Raw genomic sequence first — 19401 nt, 5'->3', positions numbered from 1 at the left:
GCGCGCTGGCCGCGGGGCTGCGTCCGGGCCAGGATGGTCCCATGACGGACCACGCCGAGATGATCCACCCCGACGTCGCACCGAGCGGACCCGGGTGCGTCGAGTGCGACGCCACCGGGTCCTGGTGGGTGCACCTGCGCCGGTGCGCCGCGTGCGGCCACGTCGGCTGCTGCGACGACTCGCTCGACACCCACGCCACCCGACACTGGGAGGCGACCGGGCACGCGGTCATCCAGAGCTACGAGCCCGGCGAGACGTGGTCGTACGACTACCGCGACCACTCCACGTTCGAGGGCGTCGAGCTCGCGGCGCCGACGAGCCACCCCGTGGAACAGGCAGTCCCCGGGCCGGCGGATCGCCTGCCCGGGGACTGGTTGGAACTGCTCGGCGGGTCGCGCTGACCCGCCGGTGCCGATCAGGACGCGCTAGCTCGCGCTGACGGCCTCGTCGCGGCGCGGGAGCGTCCAGCCCGGGCGCACGAAGTGGCACGTGTAACCGTGCGGGTGCTTCTCGAGGTAGTCCTGGTGCTCCTCCTCGGCTTCCCAGAAGTCACCGGCGGGCTCGACCTCGGTGACGACCTTGCCCGGCCAGATGCCGGACGCGTCGACGTCGGCGATCGTGTCGAGGGCGACCTCACGCTGCTCGTCGGTGGTGTAGAACACCGCGGAGCGGTAGCTGCGGCCGACGTCGTTGCCCTGGCGGTCCTTCGTCGACGGGTCGTGGATCTGGAAGAAGAACTCGAGCAGGTCGCGGTACGAGATCTGCGACGGGTCGAAGACGATCTCGACCGACTCGGCGTGGTCGCCGTGGTTCCGGTAGGTGGCGTTCGGGGTGTCGCCGCCGGAGTACCCGACGCGCGTGCTGATCACACCGGGACGGCGACGGAGGAGCTGCTGCGCTCCCCAGAAACACCCGCCGGCGAGGATGGCGGTTTCGGTGGTGGTCATGGTGGCCTCCTGAGGTCGTCGTTGCCGCTGGCTGCGGCATCACCCGGTGCAACCGGCAACACCCGCCGACTGTTCCCGCGCTCAGCCCATCGTGCCCCTGGTCGCGCGACGCCGGAGGGCGGCCGTCCAGCCGAGGGACGTGACCCCGGCTCCGACCAGGGCCTTCGCGAGACCGCCGACGACGAAGGGGTACAGCCCGTACTCGAGCGTGTGCTGCAGATCGAGCCCGAGCGACACGGCGAGCCAGGCCATCCCGGCCGCGAACGTCACGACGGTGCCGAGCACGAAGGAGAGCAGCGCCGCGGTGAACCGGCGGTCGCCGAACCGCTCCGCGACCCACCCGACGAGCGCCGCGGCGGCGACGAACCCGACGACGTAGCCGCCCGTCGGGCCGACCAGGACGCCGGCTCCGCCGGTCCCGTCGGCGAAGACCGGCAGCCCCACGACGCCGAGCAGCGCGTAGACGAGCATCGACAGGGCGCCGCGACGCGCACCCAGGGCGCTGCCGACGAGCAGGACGGCCAGCGTCTGCCCGGTGATCGGCACCGGCCAGAGCGGGACGGACACCTGGGCGGCACCGGCGGTCAGCAGTGCGCCGCCGACGACGAGGGCGGTGCTGACCAGGGCGGTGCGGGGGAGCACGACGTCGGCGAGCGGGCGGAGGGCGGTGGTCCGGACGGGCGCGTGGGCGTGGTCGGTCATGGGGTGTCCTGTCGGGTCGTGTGTGGGTCGCGTCGTGTGTGTGTCGCGTCAGACGGCCGCTGCGGCGAGCAGGGCGTCGGCTTCGCGTCGGGCGGCGGCGACGGCGTCGGGGCCGAGCCCGCACGCGCGGAGGCAGGTGCCGGTGATCGCCTCGCGGTCGTGGTCGTCCACCTCGCCGGTGCGGCGCAGCTGGATGACGGTCTCGGCGAGCTGGATGAGGATGCCGCCCAGCAGCGCGGGCGCGACCGTGCCCCGGACGTCCTCGGTCGCGGCCAGGGCCCCGAGTCGGCCGTAGGTGTCCTGCAACTCCTGCCGATCAGTCCGGAAGCCCTCGTACCGCTCGCCCTGCACCTCCGGCAGGAGGTAGAGCGTGCCGATGTTGTGCGGCGTCCGCGCGAGGGTGTCGATGTCGATGAGGACCAGGGCCGCGAGTGCGCCCGCGGCGGAGACGGATCCGGGCACGCGTTCCTCGAGGCCGCGCACCACGTCGAGGCTCGGGCGGACCGAGGTCGTGAGGAGCTCGACGAGCACCTCGTCCTTGCCGGCGAAGTGGTAGTACAGCGAGGCCTGCCGGATGCCGACCCGTTCGGCGATCGCCCGGGTCGAGGTGGCGCTGAAGCCGTTCTCGACGAACAGGGCCGCCGCGGCGTCGAGGATCTGGTCGCGGGGGCTCAGCCCGGACGCGGTGTCCGGGACGACCCGCGGTCTGCCGAGTCGGGCGGGCCGGTCGTCGGAGGACATGGCCCCATCCTCGCAGCCGGCCGTCACACGCGCTCCCGGGCCGCGTGCTCCCGGTACGTCCGCCAGCCGCCGTGGTGCGTGATGTCCTCGGCGCCCTCGACGGCGACGGCCTCGACCGTGAACCCGGTGACGTCCGTGCCGTCGTCGAGCGTCACGGTGCCGATCGCCATCGGTGCGGGGAGCGCGGCGACGAAGGTCCCGAAGCCCGCCGCGGGGAGCCGCCAGACCTCTCCGGCGATGCCGGCGCCGTCCGGCGCCGCCGCCCCGGTGTCGGACGCGACCGAGCGCGTCCGGACCAGTCCGGGTTTGAGCGGCACCGTGTCGAGGGCGTACAGCCGGTAGTCGGAGGCGGTGCGCGCCTCCCGGACGAACGTCCCGCCCGCGGAGACGAGCTGCCCGTTCAGCGGCTGGTCCCGCAGGTGCGCGCCGACGACCATGACGTCGACCGTCGGTGCGGCGAAGGCCGCACCGAGTGCCGCGAGGCGGCGGTCGCTGAACGCGGGGCCGGTCAGCATGACGCCGAACGGCAGCCCGTCCACGAAGCCGGCCGGGACCGCGAGCGACGCCATGTCGAGCAGGTTCGCGAAGTTCGTGTACCGCCCCATCCGGCTGTTCGCGCCGACCGGGTCCGCGGCGACCTCGGCGAGGGTCGGGTGCCAGGTCGTGGTGGGGGTGAGCAGCGCGGTGGTGCCGTCGAGGGCGGCTCGACCGGCGGCGCCGAACGCGTCGAGTCGCTCCTGGTCGGCGAAGAGTTCTGCGGCGGTGGGGGTCGCGCCGCCGAGCACGATCCCGGCGACCGTCGGGTCGAGGTCGTCGCCGACCCGGTCGCGGTTCGCCTCGATGTGGGCGCCGACCGCGGCGTACCGCTCGGCCACGAACGCGCCCTCGTAGAGCAGCGCAGCGGCGTCGAGCAGCGGTGCGATGTCGACCTCGACGACCTCGTGCCCGAGGGCACGGAACCGGTCGACCGCCCGGCCGAACGCGTCCGCCCAGCCGGGTGCGAGCCCCTCGAGCTGCGACGGCAGCGGGACTGCGATCCGCGGCACGGCGGGGAGGACGACGAGCGAGCCGTTCACGAGCGCTGCGTCCGGTCGGGCGAGCGGGTCGATGCCGTCCGGGCCGGCCATCAGCTCGGTGGCGGTCCGGGCGAGGTCGAGCGACCGGGCGAAGACGGTGACGCAGTCCTGCGACCGGCAGGCCGGGACGACGCCGGTGTTCGGGACGAGACCCTTCGTGGGCTTCACGCCGACGAGGTGGTTCAGGGCAGCCGGCACCCGGCCGGAGCCCGCGGTGTCGGTACCGAGCGCGAAGTCGACGATGCCGAGGGCGACGGCGGTCGCGCTGCCGCTCGAGGAGCCTCCGGAGATCCGGGTGGGGTCCCAGGCGTTCCGGACGGCACCGAAGGGTGAGCGGGTGCCGACCAGCCCGGTGGCGAACTGGTCGAGGTTCGTCTTGCCGACGACGACCGCGCCCGCGGCCCGGAGACGAGCGACCGCGGTGGCGTCGGCCGTCGGCGTGTACGCGTAGGAGCGGGACGCGGCCGTGGTCGGGAGTCCGGCGACGTCGATGTTGTCCTTGACCGCGACGAGCATCCCGGCGAGCGGCAGGGCCGGGTCCGCGGCCGACGCCTCGGCGACGACGGCAGCGCGGTCGCGCAGGGTGATCCAGACCTCGGGGCGGTCGACGGCGTCGATCCGGTCGAAGGCTGCGTGCACGCGGTCCGCCGCGGTGCTGCCCCCGCTCACGCCGGTGCTCCGATCGCTGCCAGGACCTGCCCCGGGGCGACCTGGTCGCCCGGCTTGATGTAGACCTCCAACACGTGTCCTTCCACGGGTGCGTGCACCATCGACTCCATCTTCATCGCCTCCACGGCCAGCAGCCGCTGGCCCTCGTCCACCCGGTCGCCCGGTCGGACGTCCACCTGCCACACGGTCGAGGTGAACGGCGCGGTCACCGCGGTGGCGCCGGCGGGCAGGACCACCTCGTCCGGCAGCACCACGGCCGGTTCGTCGCGGACGTCGAACTCGCCCGAGGCCCGCCACCGTTCCTTCTCCTCGTCGAACGCCCGGGCCTGCTGGGCGCGGAAGTCCGCGATCGACGCGGCGTTCTCGCCGAGGAACCGCTTGTACGAGGCGATCGAGAACTCGCCGTCCACGGTCTCGAAGTCCCCGCGGCCGGCGTCGGTCTCGGCGCGCAGCTCGAGCAGTTCCTCCGCCCCGACCGGGTACCACTCGATGCGGTCGAAGAAGCGCAGTGCCCACGGGTCCTCCTGGAACAGGCCGCCGCGGCGGAACCGGTTCCAGATCTGCACGGTGCGGCCGACGAACTGGTAGCCGCCGGGCCCCTCCATGCCGTAGATGCAGAGGTAGGCGCCGCCGATGCCGACGGAGTTCTCCGCCGTCCAGGTGCGGGCGGGGTTGTACTTCGTCGTGACGAGCCGGTGCCGGGGGTCGAGCGGCGTGGCGACCGGCGCACCGAGGTACACGTCGCCCAGACCGAGCACGAGGTAGCTCGCGTCGAAGACCGTGCGGAACACGTCGTCCACGCTGTCGAGGCCGTTGATCCGCCGGATGAACTCGATGTTCCACGGCGTCCACGGGGCGTCGTTCCGTACGCCGGCCATGTACCGCTCGATCGCGAGCCGGGTGGCCGGGTCGTCCCACGACAGCGGCAGCTTGACGGTGCGCGACGGCACGACGAGCTGATCCGTCGGCGGGATCTCGTCCTCGAGCTCGCGCAGGAGGCCCGCCATCGTGCTCGCCTTCAGCACGCTCGCGTCGGTGTGCACCTGCAGCGAGCGGATGCCGGGGGTGATGTCGAGGATGCCGCGTGGCGCCTCCTCCTGCAGCTTCGTCATGAGGGCGTGCACGCGCATCCGCAGCGCGATGTCGAGGGTCATGTCGCCGTACTCGACGAGGACGTTGTCGTCGCCGTCGCGTCGGTACGCGACACCCGGTCGGGCGTCGGTCGCGTCCAGGCGCGCGATCACCCCGTCGTCGCCGTCGCCGCCGGTGCGGGGGACGGTCCGGGAGGCGCGGTTCGCCTCGAGCGCTGCGGCGTCGGCTTCGCGGACGGGCACGAACCGGACCGTGTCGCCCGGTCGGAGCTGGCCCAGCTTCCACAGGTCGCCGCTGGCGACCACCGCGGGGCAGACGAAGCCGCCGAGGGAGGGGCCGTCCGGTCCGAGGATGATCGGGGTGTCGCCGGTGAAGTCGATCGCCCCGACCGCGTACGGGGTGTCGTGGATGTTCGACGGGTGCAGGCCCGCCTCGCCGCCGTCGGTCCGTGCCCAGCCCGGTCGGGGGCCGATGAGCCGGACGCCGGTGCGTGCGGAGTTGTGGTGCACGGCGTAGTCGGTGGCGTAGAAGACGTCGAGGTCGGCGCGCGTGAAGAAGTCCGGCGCCGCGTGCGGTCCCTCGGTGACGGCGATCTCCCACGCGTCGGTGAGCGCGGTGCGTCGCTCGGCCGGGGTCGGGCCGCCGACCAGGCCGAGCCGGGTGCCGACCGGGAAGGCCGGGTGCGGGGCGTCCGAGTCCGGGGACCCGGGACGGAGCACGTCGCCGGCGAGCAAGGCCCGGCCGGCGTGGCCGCCGAACCCGCCGAGCGTGAACGTCGCGGCGGAACCGAGGTAGGTCGGGACGTCGAAGCCGCCGCGGACGGCCAGGTAGCTCCGGAGCCCGGGGCCGGGAGCGGCACCGATCGCGAGGGTCTGTCCGGCACCGACCTCGACGGGCTCCCAGAGCGGCACCGGCTCCCCGTCCAGGGTCACCGGAACCGGGGCGCCCGTGAGGGCCACGACGGCCGCGGTGGAGAACCGCAGCGTCGGACCGGTCGCGGTGATCTCCAGGGCGGGGGCGCCGTCCGGGTTGCCCACCGCACGGTTGGCCTCGGCGAAGGAGACACCGTCGAACGGACCACTCGGCGGCACACCGACCTGCCAGTACCCGACCCGACCGGGCAGGTCCTGGATCATCGTCATCGTGCCGGGCACGACGACGTCGATCCGCGGGTCCGGGTCGTCGGTCTCGTCGAGCGTCGACGTGGAGTGCGTGGCGGTGCGGAGCTCGAGGTCGTCGGTCAGGGAACGGAGCAGCCCGGCGTTCGTGACGATGCCGTCGACACGGGTGTCGGCGAGGGCGTCCCGGAGCAGGTCGAGGGCGTCGTCACGGGTCTCCCCGGTGGCGATGACCTTCGCGAGCATCGGGTCGTAGAACGCGGAGACCTCGGAGCCGGTCTCGACCCAGCCGTCGACGCGGACGCCGTCGCGCTCGGGGAACACCGCCTGGGTGACGAGGCCGCTCGACGGGAGCGATCCCTTGGCCGGGTCCTCGGCGTAGACGCGGGCCTCGACGGCGTGGCCGTTCGGGGTCCACGCGCGGGTGAACACCTCAGGGTCGATGCCGGCAGCGCCGTCGCGGGCCAGGCGGAGCATGAGCTCGACGAGGTCGACGCCGAAGACCTCCTCGGTCACCGGGTGCTCCACCTGGAGCCGGGTGTTCACCTCGAGGAACGACGCCTCCTCGCGGACCGGGTCGTAGACGAACTCGACCGTGCCTGCGCTGCGGTACCCGACGCTCTCGGCGAGCCGACGGGCGGACGCGTGCAGCGCCTCCCGGACCTGCTGGGGGAGCGCCGGGGCCGGAGCCTCCTCGATGACCTTCTGGTTGCGGCGCTGGAGCGAGCAGTCGCGGTCGCCGATCACGGCGACGCGGCCCTCGCCGTCGCCGAAGAGCTGGACCTCGACGTGCCGCGCCGGCCGGACCAGCCGCTCGAGGAAGATGCCGGCGGACCCGAACGCGGCGGAAGCGGTGCGCTCGACGCTCGCGTACGCCTGTCGGACCTCGTCCAGGGTCGCGCACGCCTGCATGCCGATCCCGCCGCCACCGCCGGTGGCCTTGAGCATGACCGGCAGGCCGATGCGATCCGCCTCGGCGACGGCCTCGTCGACGTCCGCGAGGAGACCGGTGCCCGCGAGCATCGGCACGCCGGCGGCAGCGGCGAGCTCGCGCGCCGTGTGCTTCGCGCCGAACTGCACGATCTGCTCGGCCGTCGGGCCGACGAAGCGGATCCCGGCGGCCTCGCACGTCGCGGCGAACGCGGTGTTCTCGGACAGGAACCCGTACCCGGGGTGCACGAGGCCGGCGCCGGAGTCGATCGCCGCGCGCACCACGGCGTCGATGTCGAGGTAGGACTCGCGGGCCGGTGCCGGGCCGAGCCGGACGGCGACGTCGGCCTCGCGGACGTGCGGGGCGGCGCGGTCGGCGTCCGAGTACACGGCGACGGTGCGCATCCCGAGCGCCTTCGCGGAGCGGATCACGCGGCGGGCGATCTCACCGCGGTTGGCGACGAGGACGGTGTCGGTGGAGAGCGCGGCGTTCACGGCTGGACCACGATCATCCGGAGAGGCGTGCAGGAGAAGTCGTTGCAGGGGTTGTTCATCTGCGGGCAGTTGGAGACGATCACGAGGACGTCCCGCTCGGCCCGGATCGCGACGCGCTTGCCGGGGGCGCTCATGCCGTCGACGATGCCGAGCGCGCCGTCCTCCTCGACGGGGACGTTCATGAACCAGTTGAGGTTCGACACGATGTCCCGAGCCCCCAGTCCGTGTCGGCCGGCCTCGGCGAGGAAGTTCTCGCGGCAGCCGTGCTGGTACTGCGTGTGGTGGCCGTAGCGGAGCGTGTTGGACTCCTTCGAGCACGCACCGCCGATGGTGTCCTGCCGGTCGATCTCGTTCGCGACGACCGTCATCAGGGGACGGCCCTCGTTCGACATGAGGACGGTGCCGGTGCGGACGTACGCGTTGCCCTGTGCCGCCAGGGTGTCCGGCACGCTGTAGCGCTCGTCGGGGTCGTGCGCGTCGTACACCAGGCAGTCGGCGCTCTGGTTGCCGCCGACGTCGACGATCGTGAGCACCTCGCCGGCGCGGACGACGGCGGACCACGGCGCGAGCGGCGCGACACGGTCGTCGCGGACGATCGTCCCGGGGACGAGGGACTCGCTCCAGTCGAGCGGGACGTCGGGGTCGTGGACGGCGCCCACCGGCACGGTCGTGGTCAGGGTTCCGGTCATCACAGGCCTCGCGCTTCCGCGTAGTCGATCGAGTTCAGGTGCGCCCGGTACAGCTCCGGGGTCGCGGTCGCCCGCGGGTCGGTGTGGGTGGTCGGCGTGCCGCGCCAGGCGTGCACGCGCAGGGGGCCGACCGTGTACTCGGGGCGGGGGTCGACCGGGTGGGCGACGTTCGCCACGAGGACGAGCAGGGGCAGCTCGGCGACCAGCGTGACGTGGTGACCAGGCCCGGCACTGCCCGTCGGCGTCAGCGAGCCGTCGGCCTCGACGTGGACGCCCTGGAAGAACGAGATGCTCGGGGGCAGGTCCCGCTTCGACAGCCCGTGCTTCGCCGCGGCCTTCGCGAGGAGCGACCGCCCGCTCGGCGTCGGTCCCTCGGGTGCCGCTCCGCCGTACTTGCGCTCGTTCCACGCGTCGGTGGAGGTGCCGCAGAAGGCGTCGTGGTGGCCGGAGGTGTCCTCGACCACGGTCGCCAGAACCCGGCCGTCGCCGCTGAGCAGGGGCGAGCCCTGGCCGAGGTACGCCTGCCACGGGATCTTCTGGGTGTCGGCCACGTTCAGGCGCTCCCACGGCTCCAGGGCGTTGAACACCAGCAGGTTCGCGCACGCGTCGCCGGTCGGGTCGTCGAACCGGAGCCGGGACCCGCGGGCGAGGACCTTGTGGGTGTACCCGCCCGGGGCGACCGTCTCGGCCCAGACGAGGTCGGCCGGGTCCACGCCCACTGGTGCGAACGGGGACGACGAGGCGGGGAGGTACGGCATCCAGTCGGACGTCGTGCCGCCCTGGGCGCGAGCGTCCGAGCGTGAGGCGGTCACGCTGTCGGTCTGGTGCAGGTCACGCACGGTGGTTCCTTCCGGTGGTGCGGGCGGTGCGGGTGCTGGTGTGCGGGGGCGGGCCGGTCCTGGCCGGTCCGCCCCTCGCTCAGGCGTCGACGGGGGTGGGTGCGGTGTGCGGCACCTCGGCCAACGTGATCGGCCCGTGTGCGCGGTGCCGCCACGACGACCACGCCCAGCCGACGAGCAGCACGGCGCCGATGAACAGCAGCGCGCTGTACTGCAGCCACCACGAGTCACCGGTGAGGTCGTAGATCTCCGGGCGGGGCCAGATCAGGTTGACCGCCATGCCGATCTGGAACGCGACGGCGAGGGCGTTCAGCGGGATCCCCCACCGACCGAGCGTGAAGAGCGGCGCCCCGGCCTCGTCGACGCCGCCGGGCAGCCCGGTGCGTCGGAGCCGGATGCGCTGGACGAGCAGCGGGCCCGTGACCCCGAGGTACGCCAGGTAGAGCATCGCGATGCAGAGGCTGGAGAGGGCGGTGAAGATCGCGGACTGGCCGATGTTGACGGCGAGGGCGAGTCCCGCACCGACGCCGACGACGACCGAGGCCGCGATCGGGGTGCCCGTGCGGGGCGAGACGCGGGCGAGCGTGCGGTGGAAGGGCAGCGCCTTCTCGCGGGCCATCGAGTAGACCATGCGGGCACCGGCCGTCTGCACCGCGAGCGTGCAGGCGAACACCGCGACCGCGACCGTGCAGAGGAGGAGTCGGCCGAAGACGTCGCCGAGGGTGGAGGTGATCACCCAGGCGAGCCCCTGCGTCGCGAGCTTGCCGTCGGTCAGGCTCGGTGCGGCGATGAGCGCGCCGATGATGAGCAGCCCGCCGCCGAGTCCGGACACGGTGAGCGCGCGGACGATCGTCTTCGGGGTCGTCCGCCGCGGGTTGTGCGTCTCCTCGGCGAGTTCGCCCGCCGAGTCGAAGCCGACCATCACGTAGGCGGCCATGAGCGACGAGGCGAGGAACGCCCACACGTACGGCTCGGTGCTCGTCGACCCCTCGGTCGAGAACACCACCGCGGGGCTCCGGTGCGGCAGGAGGAACAGGGCCGCGATCAGGACGACGACGCCGACGATCTCCACGAGCACGCCGAAGCTCGTCACGCGGGCCATGAACCGGACGCTCACGATGTTGACGACCGTGGTCACGGTGAGCATCACGAGCCCGAGGACCACCGCGTTGGCCGCACCGGTCGCCGAGGCGACGGACGGATCGGCGCCGGGACCGCCGACGACCTGGAAGCCGTCCCAGATCGCCGGCAGGACCGCCTGGACGGCGATCGCCGCGACGGCGACGGTGAGGATCTGGCCGATGATCATCGTCCAGCCGGTGAACCAGCCGAACCGGGGACCGGCGAGCCGGCTCGACCACTGGAAGATCGCGCCGGAGATCGGCCAGCGGGCGGCGAGCTGGGCGAAGTTCAGCGCGACGAGCAACTGGCCACCGAACACCAGCGGCCAGGCCCAGAAGAAGGCGGCGCCGCCGAGACCGAACCCGAGCCCGAACAGCTGGAAGACCGTGGTGAGGATGGAGACGAACGAGAAGCCGGCGGCGAAGGAGGAGAACGAGCCGACCCCGCGGTGGAGCTCCTGCTCGTAGCCGAGCCGGGCGAGGCCCTGGGCGTCGGCACTGGACGTGGCGCGGGGCGTGTGGAGCGGTGCTTCGGGAGAGCGCATGGCTGCAGGCCTTTCGCGGAGTACCTGTCGGGTGACAGGTAGTGCGACCAGTGTCGTGCCGGGCTGTGTCGTCGCCGTTGCCCGGCTGTTTCGGGCACGTGTCGGAAGTCGCCCGCGTGTAAACGTTCGGGGTCGTCGGGTGCGATCGGTGGCGCCCATGGACAAGAGGGATCCAAACCGATGTAGATTGGATCCGTCAAGTCCACCACGGTGAAAGGCACGTCGTGATCCAGACCGTCCTCGGGCCCGTCGAGTCGACCGGGACGGGCCCGGTGTCGATGCACGAGCACCTGCTCACCGACGCGAGCGCGCTGCAGCGGCCCGGGGTCGAGCAGCTCGAACCGAGCCTCGCCGTCACGGCGGACCTCGCCGCGGCCCTGCGGTGGAGTCAGCTGGCGCTGGCCGACAACCTGCGCCTCGACGACATCGACCTGCTCGCCGACGAGCTGCGGATCGCCGGTGCCGCCGGGCTCGGACTCGCGGTCGACCTCAGCTCGCTCGGCTTCGGGCCGGACCACGCCCGGCTGCCCGAACTCGCGCTGGCGAGCGGCGTCGACGTCGTCGCGGGCTACGGCGCCTACCTGCCGCGCCTGGTGCCGGACTGGTTCACCGAACTCGACACCGACGGGCGACAGGGGCTGTTCGAGCGCGCGCTCACCGACGCCGTCCCGGGAACCCACTACCGCGCCGGCATCCTCGGACTGATGGGCACCACGTCGGCGTTCGCCACCGCCGAGGGCACCGAGGAACGCCGGAGCCTGACGGCAGCGGCCCGGGCCGCCGTGACCACCGGTGCAGCCGTCGTCGTCCGGCTGGCGGCCGACGCCCGGAACGGGCTCGAGGTGCTCGCGCACGTGGTCGCCGAGGGTGTCGATCCGAGCCGCGTCGTCTTCTCGACGGTCGACGAGTTCCTCGACCTGCCGTACCTGCGGGACCTCGGGCAGGCCGGCGCCGTCCTCGAGCTCTGCTTCGGCAACGAGGGATCGCACGTCGGCCGGATCCGGAACGCCAGCGACCCCCAGCGCCTGGACGCCTTCCTGGCCCTGCGCGGATCGGCGCCGGAGACCCGGTGGGTGTTCGGCCACGCGACCTGGACCAAGGGGCAGCTCCGCCGTCACGGGGGACACGGCCTCGACCACCTCACCGCCCGCGTCGTCCCGGGGCTCCGCGCGCTCGGGGTGCCGGACGACGTCCTCACCCGCATCACGGTGGACGAGCCAGCCCGGTTGCTCGACCGCCCCTGAACCCACCACCGTTAGGACCCACCATGCGAGACACGCTCGCTCCCCTGGCCCCGCTCGAGCCGTTCCTCGTCGACGGGACCTGGACCGCACCGGACGGCGCCGAGCTGCTCGACGTCCTCGACCCGGCGACGGAGGCCCTGCTCACCCGGGTGCCGCAGGCCGGCCCCGTCGAGATCGACGCCGCCGTCGCCGCCGCCCGCCGGGCGCACGAGGACCGTCGGTGGAGCGGCATGAGCCCGCACGACCGCAGCCGGATCCTGGGTCGCGTCGCCGACCTCATCGAGGAGCGGCTCGAGGAGCTCGCTGTGCTCGAGACCCGCGACAACGGCAAGCCGATCGAGCGGTCTCGTGCGGACACCGCGACCTCGGCCCGGGTCTTCCGCTACTACGCGGGTGCGCCGTCGCGCCTGACCGGCACCGTCGTCCCGGTCGACGGCGGGCAGCACCACGTCTACACGACCCTCGAGCCCGTCGGCGTCGCGGCGCTCATCCTGCCCTGGAACTTCCCGATCATGACCGGGGCGTTCAAGCTCGCACCCGCGCTCGCCGCCGGGTGCACGGTCGTCGTGAAGCCCGCCGAGCAGACGCCGCTCACGATGCTCCGCGTCGCGGCGATCTGCGAGGAAGCCGGTGTCCCCGCCGGTGTCGTCAACGTCCTGACCGGTGACGGCCGCGTCGGCGCGGCGCTCACCGCGCACCCGGGCGTCGACAAGGTCTCGTTCACCGGCAGCACCGAGGTCGGTCGCAAGGTGATGACCGCCGCGAGCGCGGACTTCAAGCGACTGACGCTCGAGCTCGGCGGCAAGAGCCCGAACATCGTCTTCGAGGACGCCGACCTCGACGCGGTCGTCGTCACCGCGATGCGTGCGTCGTTCGGTCACTCCGGCCAGATGTGCACCGCCGGCAGCCGGCTGCTCGTCCAGCGATCGGTGCTCGACGCGGTCACCGAGCGTCTCGTCGCCGCCGTCCGGAAGGTCCCGGTCGGCGACGGCCTCGACGGCGGGATCACCGTCGGGCCGCTCGTGTCCGAGGAACAGCGGCAGCAGGTCCTCGGGTACATCGAGCAGGGCAAGGCCGAGGGCGCGACGGTCGCGGTCGGCGGCGGTGTCCCCGAGCGCCCCGGGTACTACGTCGAACCGACGCTCTTCACCGGTGTCTCGAACACGATGACCATCGCGCGCGAGGAGATCTTCGGACCCGTCGTCGGGGTCATCCCGTTCGACGACGAGGACGAGGCGATCGCCATCGCGAACGACCAGACGTACGGACTCGCGGCCGGCGTCTGGACACGCGACCTCGCCCGGGCGCACCGGATGGGCCAGCGCCTGCGCGCCGGGACGGTGTGGGTGAACACCTACAACTTGTTCGACCCGGCGCTGTCCTTCGGCGGCGTCGGGGAGTCGGGTCTCGGCCGGGACCTCGGCGAGGAGGCGCTGCGGGCGTTCTGCGAGTCGAAGAGCGTCGTCATCGCGCTCTGAGCCCACGCCCGGGGTCGCGACCCGGGCCGCGGCCACCGTCGTGCCTGCCGAGCGCGGGTACGGCGGTGAGCTGCAACAGGGCGAGCACCACCAGGGCCCAGCCGGAACCCACGGCGGACACCAGGACCCCGCCCGCGAGCGACCCCAGGGCGTAGCCGGCGCTCGTGACGGCCGAGAACACGCCCACACCGGTCGCGCGGCTGCGGTCGTCGAGTGCACGGGTGGCCAGGATCGTGAGCGTCGGGAACAGCGGCGAGTAGCCGGCGCCGACCAGCACGGCCCCGGCGGCGGCCGTCGGGAAGTCGCGCGCGAGGGCGAGGACGACGAGTCCGGCGGCGAGGACAACCAGGGCGCCCCTCGCCGTGCGGACGGGTCCGACCCGGTCCGGCAGGCCGCCGAGGAGCAGTCGCACGCCGACGACGCTCGCCGCGAAGACCGTGAAGACGTTCGCGGCACCGGTCAGCCCCTGCGCGCCGACGCCCTGTCCGACGAGGTGCTGGATGAGGAACGCGATCATGAAGCCCTCGGCGGCCCATGCGACGAGTCCGGCGGCGCCGGGGCGCACCACCGCGCGCAGCACCGGTGCGAGGCCGCTCCCCGTCGGCCGGGTCGAGCTGCGGTGCGCCGGCGAGGGAACCGGCGCCGACCCGCCGCGGGCGAGCAGCGCCACGGCGAGCCCGCCGAACTGTGCGCCGATCGCGACGATCCACACGGTGCGGTGCCCCGCGGACTGGTACAGGTTCTCGCCGACGACCGGCCCCAGCGCGAGGCCGATCCAGACGGCGAGCCCGAACAGGCCGAGTGCGCGGCTCCGCTGCGTCACGGGGATCTCGGCGACGACCCATGCGGTCAGGGCCGTGGCGGTCGCGGCGTTGCCCGCACCGAACACGACGCGGCTGACCGCGAGCGCCGGGAGGCTCAGTGCGACGAGCACGACCCCGAGTCCGCCCGCCGCCAGCAGCCCGGCGCCGAGCAGCACACGACGTGCTCCGAGCCGGTCGCTCAGGACGCCGGCCACGGGCATGGCCCCGATCGCGACGAAGCCCGCGAGCGAGACGAGGAGTCCGCCGAGTGCCGGGTCGGCGCCGAGCTGGTCCGTCGCCAGGCGCGGGACGACCGGGGTGCTCGCGCCGTTCACGACGTACCCGGCGGTCGAGGCCAGGACGAGGAACCAGAAGGCCGTTCCCCGGACGCCGGTCTCGGCGAGCGGTCTCACGCCCCGGCTCGGCGCGGGCGGCACTCCAGGCTGAGCCACAGCTCGAAGCAGGCGCTCCGCGACAGGGCCGTCGCGCCGATGGACGCCCGGCCCATCCGACCGACGTCCGGCCCGAACACGTCGAAGAGCAGGTCGCTCGCCGCGTTCGACACCTGGTTCAGCTGTTCGAAGCCGGGCGGGCAAAGGACGAAGCACAGCCCTCGGGAGAGTGCGGCGACCTCGTCCAGCGAGCCGAGTGCGTACCGGATCATGCCGAGGGCGTTCACCGCCGTGTACCGGGCGGCCTCCTGCGCCTGCTCGAGCGTGATGTCGACGCCCACGGCGCCCGGGTGCAGCATCGTGCCGTCCCGCGACTCCGGCGTCATGCCGCTCAGTTCCAGCAGGTCACCGGTGCGGTGGAACGCGCGGAGCGAACTGCCGTAGCGGCCACCGTAGGGCGGGTTCGCGTAGTCCGGGATGACGAGTCCGAGTTCCTGGGCGCGGGCTTCAGCGGAGTGCTCCATGCGGCAACAGTATCCGGCGGTGGCGTGAATGGATACAACCTGTTTATGATGGGATCCATTCAGCGTCCGGGGGTGACGCGCACGAGGGAGGACCCGCCACATGACGATCGGTCTGGAGGACGGCACACGCGCCGACCCGGCAACGGCGGTGATCGACGTGGCCGCCGAGCGGTCACGCACGGCCGGCACCGCGGGACGCCACTACTTCAACGCGGCCGGCGCCGGCCTGGTCAGCGACGGTGTCCTGGAGGCCGTGGTCGCCCACCTGCGTCGCGAACAGCGGGTCGGTGGGTACGAAGCAGCCAACGAGGTCGCCGACGACGTCGCGGCGGTGTACACGTCGGCCGCCGCGCTGCTCGGCGCCGAGGCGGACGAGATCGCCCTGTTCGACAGCGCGACGAGCGGCCTCCGCGGCGTCTTCGACGCGCTCCGGCTCGGTGCCGGCGACACCGTCGTCGCGCCACGGTCGAGCTACGTGAGCCAGGCGCTCCGGCTGCTCGCCATGCAGCGGCACGACGACGTCCGGCTGGTGGTCGTGCCGAGCGACGCCAGCGGTGCGATGGACCTCGAGGCGCTCGAGGGTGCCGTCGCCGGGGCCACCGGTCGGGTCGTGGTGAGCGCCGTGCACGTCCCGACATCGTCCGGGCTCGTCGAACCGGTCGCCGAGATCGCGGCCGTCGCCCGTCGGCACGGGGCCCTGACGGTCGTCGACGCCACGCAGTCCGTGGGTCAGATCGACATCGACGTCCGGGCCGTCGACTGCGACGCACTCGTCACGACCGGCCGGAAGTTCCTCCGTGGTCCGCGCGGGACGGGCATGGCGTACCTGCGTCGCGGCACGCTCGAGGGCGTCGGTGCGTGGGCGCCGGATGTCCGCGGTGCGGTCTGGACGGGCGAAGATGAGTGGACGATGGACGGGACCGCCAGGCAGCTCGAGACGTGGGAGTGCTCCGTCGCCGCGCGGCTCGGCCTCGGGGTGGCGCTGCGCGAGGCGCTCGAGCGTGGACCCGCGGCGACCGAGGCGCACCTCGTCGGCCTCGGCTCCCGGATCCGGGACGCCCTCGACGGTCTCGACGGCGTGCGCGTCGCCGACCCGGTCGCGTCACCCTCCGCGATCGTCACCTTCACGGTCGACGGGGTCGCCTCGAAGGAGGTCTCCGCGCGACTGCGCCACCGCCGGATCGACTCGATCTCGGTTCCAGCCAGCCACGCGCAGTGGGACCTCGGAGCCCGCGGACTGCCCAGTGTCGTCCGGGTGTCGCCGCACGTGTACAACGACGACGAGGACGTCCGGGTCCTGCTCGACGGCATCGCCGACGTCGTGGCCGAGGCCCGGGCATGACCGCGGTGCACGACGTCGTCGTCCTCGGTCTCGGGATCCACGGGTCCGCGGCGACACACGAACTCGCCCGCCGTGGCCTCGACGTCGTCGCGGTGGAGCGGTTCGCCCCGGGGCACACCAGGGGCTCGTCGCACGGCGCGACGCGGATGATCCGCCGCGCCTACCCGAGCCCGGTCTGGAACGACCTGGTCGACCGTGCGTACCGCGGGTGGGAACGGTGGGGGACCGCAGCCGGTGCGCCCTTCCTGCACCCGACCGGCGGACTGTACGCCCACCGGGGCGAGCCGACGATGCAGGGCGGGGCGAGCCTCCCGGTCGATCGCGAGGCGTGGCGGACGCTCGCGCCCTCACTGCGTCCCCCCGAGACGTACGGGGCGGTCCACGACCCCGACGCCGGCGTCCTCGAGGCCGCACGTGCGCTCGCCTTCGCGCAGTCGGCGGCCGCTGCGGCCGGAGCCGACCTGCGCTTCGGCGAGACCGTGCTCGACCGGCGGGTCGACGACGGCGTCGTCACGGTCCGCACCGACCGCGGCAGCATCCACGCTCGCCGCCTCGTCCTGGCCGGCGGCGCCTGGGCGTCGCAGCTCGTGCCGGAGGCTGCCGCGTTCTTCGAGGTCTGGCGCATCGTCACCCTCACCGTCCCGACCGGTCAGGCGATCGCGCAACCGCCCGCACTCGGGTGCTTCTCCGTCGACCTGCCGGAGGGACTCGTCTTCGGCCTGCCCGAGGCCGCCGGGTCGGGCGCCAAGATCGGGATCGACGCCGGCCCGGTCTGGGACCCCGACGTGCCCGTCGCACCGCCGACCGAGGCGGAGGCCGCCCACCTGGCCGAGCTCTTCGAACGGTTCGTCCCCGGGATCGACACCGCGGGCGGCGAGGCGATCGCCTGCCTGTACACGATGACGCCGGACAAGCGCTTCGTCGTCGGGGCGCTGCCGCACGAGCCCGAGGTCCTCGTGGCCGCCGCCTGCTCCGGGCACGGGTTCAAGTTCGGGCCGGCGATCGGCGAGGCCGTCGCCGACCTGGTCCAGGGCGTCGACCGTCCTGATCTCGACTTCCTCAGCCCCGCACGGATGGTGACCACCGCATGACCGAGCCCACCGCACCCGGGTCCCGCCGGGTCGCCGTCGCCGCACCGCACCCCGCCGCGCTCGACGCCGCGGCGGAAGCGGTCGCGGCGGGCGGCGACGCGATCGACGCCGCGCTCGCAGCCGCCGCAGCGCTGACCGTCGTGTACCCGCACCAGTGCAGCATCGGCGGTGACCTCGTGGCCCTCGTCCGTCGGCCCGGACACGGCGTGACCGCCGTGGTCTCCGCCGGCGCCGCTCCGAGCGGGATCGACGTCGCCGCGATCGCGCAGCAGGAGCGGATGCCGCGGCAGGGCGCGCAGACCGTCACGGTGCCCGGTGTCGTCGCCGGCTGGCAGGCGATCGACGCGCTCGGCGGCCGGCTGGGCCTCCGTCCGGCGCTGCTCCGAGCCGCCGGACTCGCGGCCGAGGGGGCACCGGTCTCCGCCGGCCTCGCCCGTGCGGTCGCGCTCCGCGAGCACGAGATCCGCGCCGACGCCGGCATGACCGACGTCTTCGGCGACGGCGCCGGCGGGCTGCTCGGCACGGGCGACCGGCTCGTGCAGCCCGCGCTCGCCGCGACGCTCACCGAACTGGCTGCGGACCCCGGGGCGATGTACCGCGGTCGGATCGCCGCGTCGATCACGGCACGGCTCCGGGAACTGGGCGGCGCGCACACCGAGGGAGACTTCGCCGCGCACGAGGCCGAGCTCGCCGAGCCGGAGCAGGCCGACGTCGCCGGCGTCCGATGGTGGGTGGCGCCGCCGCCCACGCAGGGCGTCGTACTCCTCGGCATCCTGCCGGAGGCGCTCGCCGACGGGGCGGGAGCCGCTGACCGCACGGCCGAGCTCGTCGACGCCGTGCACCGCGCCGCGCTCGTCCGGCAGGCCGAGCTGGGCGACCCCCGTGGCGGTCCGATCGACGTCGCCGCGATGACGGATCCGCGCGACACCGGCCGCGCGGGCGCCCTGCCCCGGGCCGGACGTGCACTCGGCGACACGGTCGCGGTGACCGCGGCGGACACCGACGGCACCGTGGTCACCCTCATCCAGAGCGTCTACCAGCTGTTCGGGTCGGGCATCCTCGACCCCGGTACCGGGGTCGTCCTGCACAACCGCGGCTCCGCCTTCAGCACGGACCCCGCGCACCCGGGCCACGTCGGTCCCGGGCTGCGCCCGCCGCACACACTGCTGCCGGTCATCGCCGAGACCGACGGTCTCGTCGTCGCCCTCGGGTGCCAGGGCGGCAGCGCCCAGCCGTGGATCCTCGCCCAGGTCGCCAGCGACCTCGTCGACGCCGACAGCGACCCCGTGGCCGTGCTCGGCCGCCCACGCTTCGTGGTCGGTGCGCGCGATCTCGGCCACGAGGAGATGACGCTCGTCGCCGAACCGGGGACCGACGACGCGATCGCCGCCGCGGGAGTGCTCGGCCTGCCCGTCGCACGGACCGCCGGCCCGGTCGACGAGGCCGGGCACGTGCAGACCGTCCGACTGCACGCCGACGGCCACCTCGACGCCGCGAGCGATCCCCGCGCGGACGGTCGCGCCGTCGTCCTGCACGCCAACTGATCCCCGATCCACCCGAGAA

16 protein-coding genes are annotated in these 19401 nt (G+C 73.6%); 6 read left to right on the top strand and 10 right to left on the bottom strand.

Annotated features, from left to right (window positions below):
* Positions 1-41 precede the first annotated feature (41 nt).
* Positions 42-401 carry a UBP-type zinc finger domain-containing protein gene (locus J2X60_RS09325; RefSeq protein ID WP_229085849.1) on the top strand — a complete coding sequence of 120 codons (360 nt, stop codon included), beginning with the start codon at positions 42-44 and terminating at the stop codon, positions 399-401.
* 24 nt (positions 402-425) lie between these two features.
* Here the strand turns inward: J2X60_RS09325 and msrA are convergent, their stop codons facing one another.
* The 8 genes from msrA to J2X60_RS09285 all read right to left on the bottom strand — a co-directional run bounded on the left by msrA (position 426) and on the right by J2X60_RS09285 (position 10964).
* Positions 426-947, bottom strand: coding sequence for a peptide-methionine (S)-S-oxide reductase MsrA (msrA, locus tag J2X60_RS09320; protein ID WP_070417299.1), 522 nt, complete (start codon positions 945-947; stop codon positions 426-428).
* A gap of 81 nt (positions 948-1028) precedes the next feature.
* Positions 1029-1649, bottom strand: coding sequence for a biotin transporter BioY (locus J2X60_RS09315; protein WP_309887194.1), 621 nt, complete (start codon positions 1647-1649; stop codon positions 1029-1031).
* A 48-nt stretch (positions 1650-1697) separates the two neighbouring features.
* On the bottom strand, positions 1698-2390 hold the full coding sequence (locus J2X60_RS09310; RefSeq protein WP_309887193.1) for a helix-turn-helix domain-containing protein: 693 nt from the start codon (positions 2388-2390) through the stop codon (positions 1698-1700).
* A 23-nt stretch (positions 2391-2413) separates the two neighbouring features.
* On the bottom strand, positions 2414-4135 hold the full coding sequence (gene atzF / locus J2X60_RS09305) for an allophanate hydrolase (RefSeq protein WP_309887192.1): 1722 nt from the start codon (positions 4133-4135) through the stop codon (positions 2414-2416).
* Positions 4132-7770: an urea carboxylase gene (uca, locus tag J2X60_RS09300; RefSeq protein ID WP_309887191.1), complete on the bottom strand. Its 3639-nt coding sequence runs from the start codon at positions 7768-7770 to the stop codon at positions 4132-4134. Before uca ends, atzF begins: the two co-directional genes overlap by 4 nt.
* The gene (locus J2X60_RS09295) at positions 7767-8459 is read right to left on the bottom strand and encodes an urea amidolyase associated protein UAAP2 (RefSeq protein ID WP_309887190.1); all 693 of its coding nucleotides are present in this window, start codon (positions 8457-8459) and stop codon (positions 7767-7769) included. Before J2X60_RS09295 ends, uca begins: the two co-directional genes overlap by 4 nt.
* Positions 8459-9298, bottom strand: coding sequence for an urea amidolyase associated protein UAAP1 (locus J2X60_RS09290; protein ID WP_309887189.1), 840 nt, complete (start codon positions 9296-9298; stop codon positions 8459-8461). The genes J2X60_RS09295 and J2X60_RS09290 overlap by 1 nt, the downstream gene beginning before the upstream one ends.
* A gap of 79 nt (positions 9299-9377) precedes the next feature.
* Positions 9378-10964, bottom strand: a complete 1587-nt coding sequence (locus J2X60_RS09285) for an amino acid permease (protein ID WP_309887188.1) — start codon at positions 10962-10964, stop codon at positions 9378-9380.
* A 224-nt stretch (positions 10965-11188) separates the two neighbouring features.
* On the opposite strand from J2X60_RS09285, the gene J2X60_RS09280 reads away from it, so the two are divergent.
* Positions 11189-12208, top strand: coding sequence for a hypothetical protein (locus J2X60_RS09280; protein ID WP_309887187.1), 1020 nt, complete (start codon positions 11189-11191; stop codon positions 12206-12208).
* Between the two features lie 23 nt (positions 12209-12231).
* Entirely contained in the window at positions 12232-13686 is a 1455-nt protein-coding gene (locus J2X60_RS09275; protein ID WP_309887186.1) for an aldehyde dehydrogenase family protein, read from the top strand.
* Here J2X60_RS09275 and J2X60_RS09270 read toward each other — a convergent pair.
* Both J2X60_RS09270 and J2X60_RS09265 read right to left on the bottom strand, forming a co-directional pair.
* Positions 13673-14902, bottom strand: coding sequence for an MFS transporter (locus tag J2X60_RS09270; protein ID WP_309887185.1), 1230 nt, complete (start codon positions 14900-14902; stop codon positions 13673-13675). The genes J2X60_RS09275 and J2X60_RS09270 overlap by 14 nt on opposite strands.
* Positions 14899-15405: a RidA family protein gene (locus tag J2X60_RS09265; protein WP_309777920.1), complete on the bottom strand. Its 507-nt coding sequence runs from the start codon at positions 15403-15405 to the stop codon at positions 14899-14901. Before J2X60_RS09265 ends, J2X60_RS09270 begins: the two co-directional genes overlap by 4 nt.
* A gap of 100 nt (positions 15406-15505) precedes the next feature.
* Between J2X60_RS09265 and J2X60_RS09260 the strand changes: the two genes are divergently transcribed.
* From J2X60_RS09260 to J2X60_RS09250, 3 genes are read left to right on the top strand one after another with little or no spacing between them, the layout of a single operon-like run.
* Positions 15506-16747: an aminotransferase class V-fold PLP-dependent enzyme gene (locus tag J2X60_RS09260; RefSeq protein WP_309777922.1), complete on the top strand. Its 1242-nt coding sequence runs from the start codon at positions 15506-15508 to the stop codon at positions 16745-16747.
* The gene (locus tag J2X60_RS09255) at positions 16744-17838 is read left to right on the top strand and encodes an FAD-dependent oxidoreductase (RefSeq protein ID WP_309887184.1); all 1095 of its coding nucleotides are present in this window, start codon (positions 16744-16746) and stop codon (positions 17836-17838) included. Before J2X60_RS09260 ends, J2X60_RS09255 begins: the two co-directional genes overlap by 4 nt.
* Entirely contained in the window at positions 17835-19382 is a 1548-nt protein-coding gene (locus tag J2X60_RS09250; protein ID WP_309887183.1) for a gamma-glutamyltransferase, read from the top strand. Before J2X60_RS09255 ends, J2X60_RS09250 begins: the two co-directional genes overlap by 4 nt.
* The last annotated feature ends 19 nt before the right edge of the window (positions 19383-19401 follow it).

This window comes from Curtobacterium sp. 320 (assembly GCF_031455235.1).
Lineage (GTDB): Bacteria > Actinomycetota > Actinomycetes > Actinomycetales > Microbacteriaceae > Curtobacterium.
Note: the sequence above shows the minus strand (reverse complement) of the source record. Positions and strands in the feature narration are given on the sequence as shown.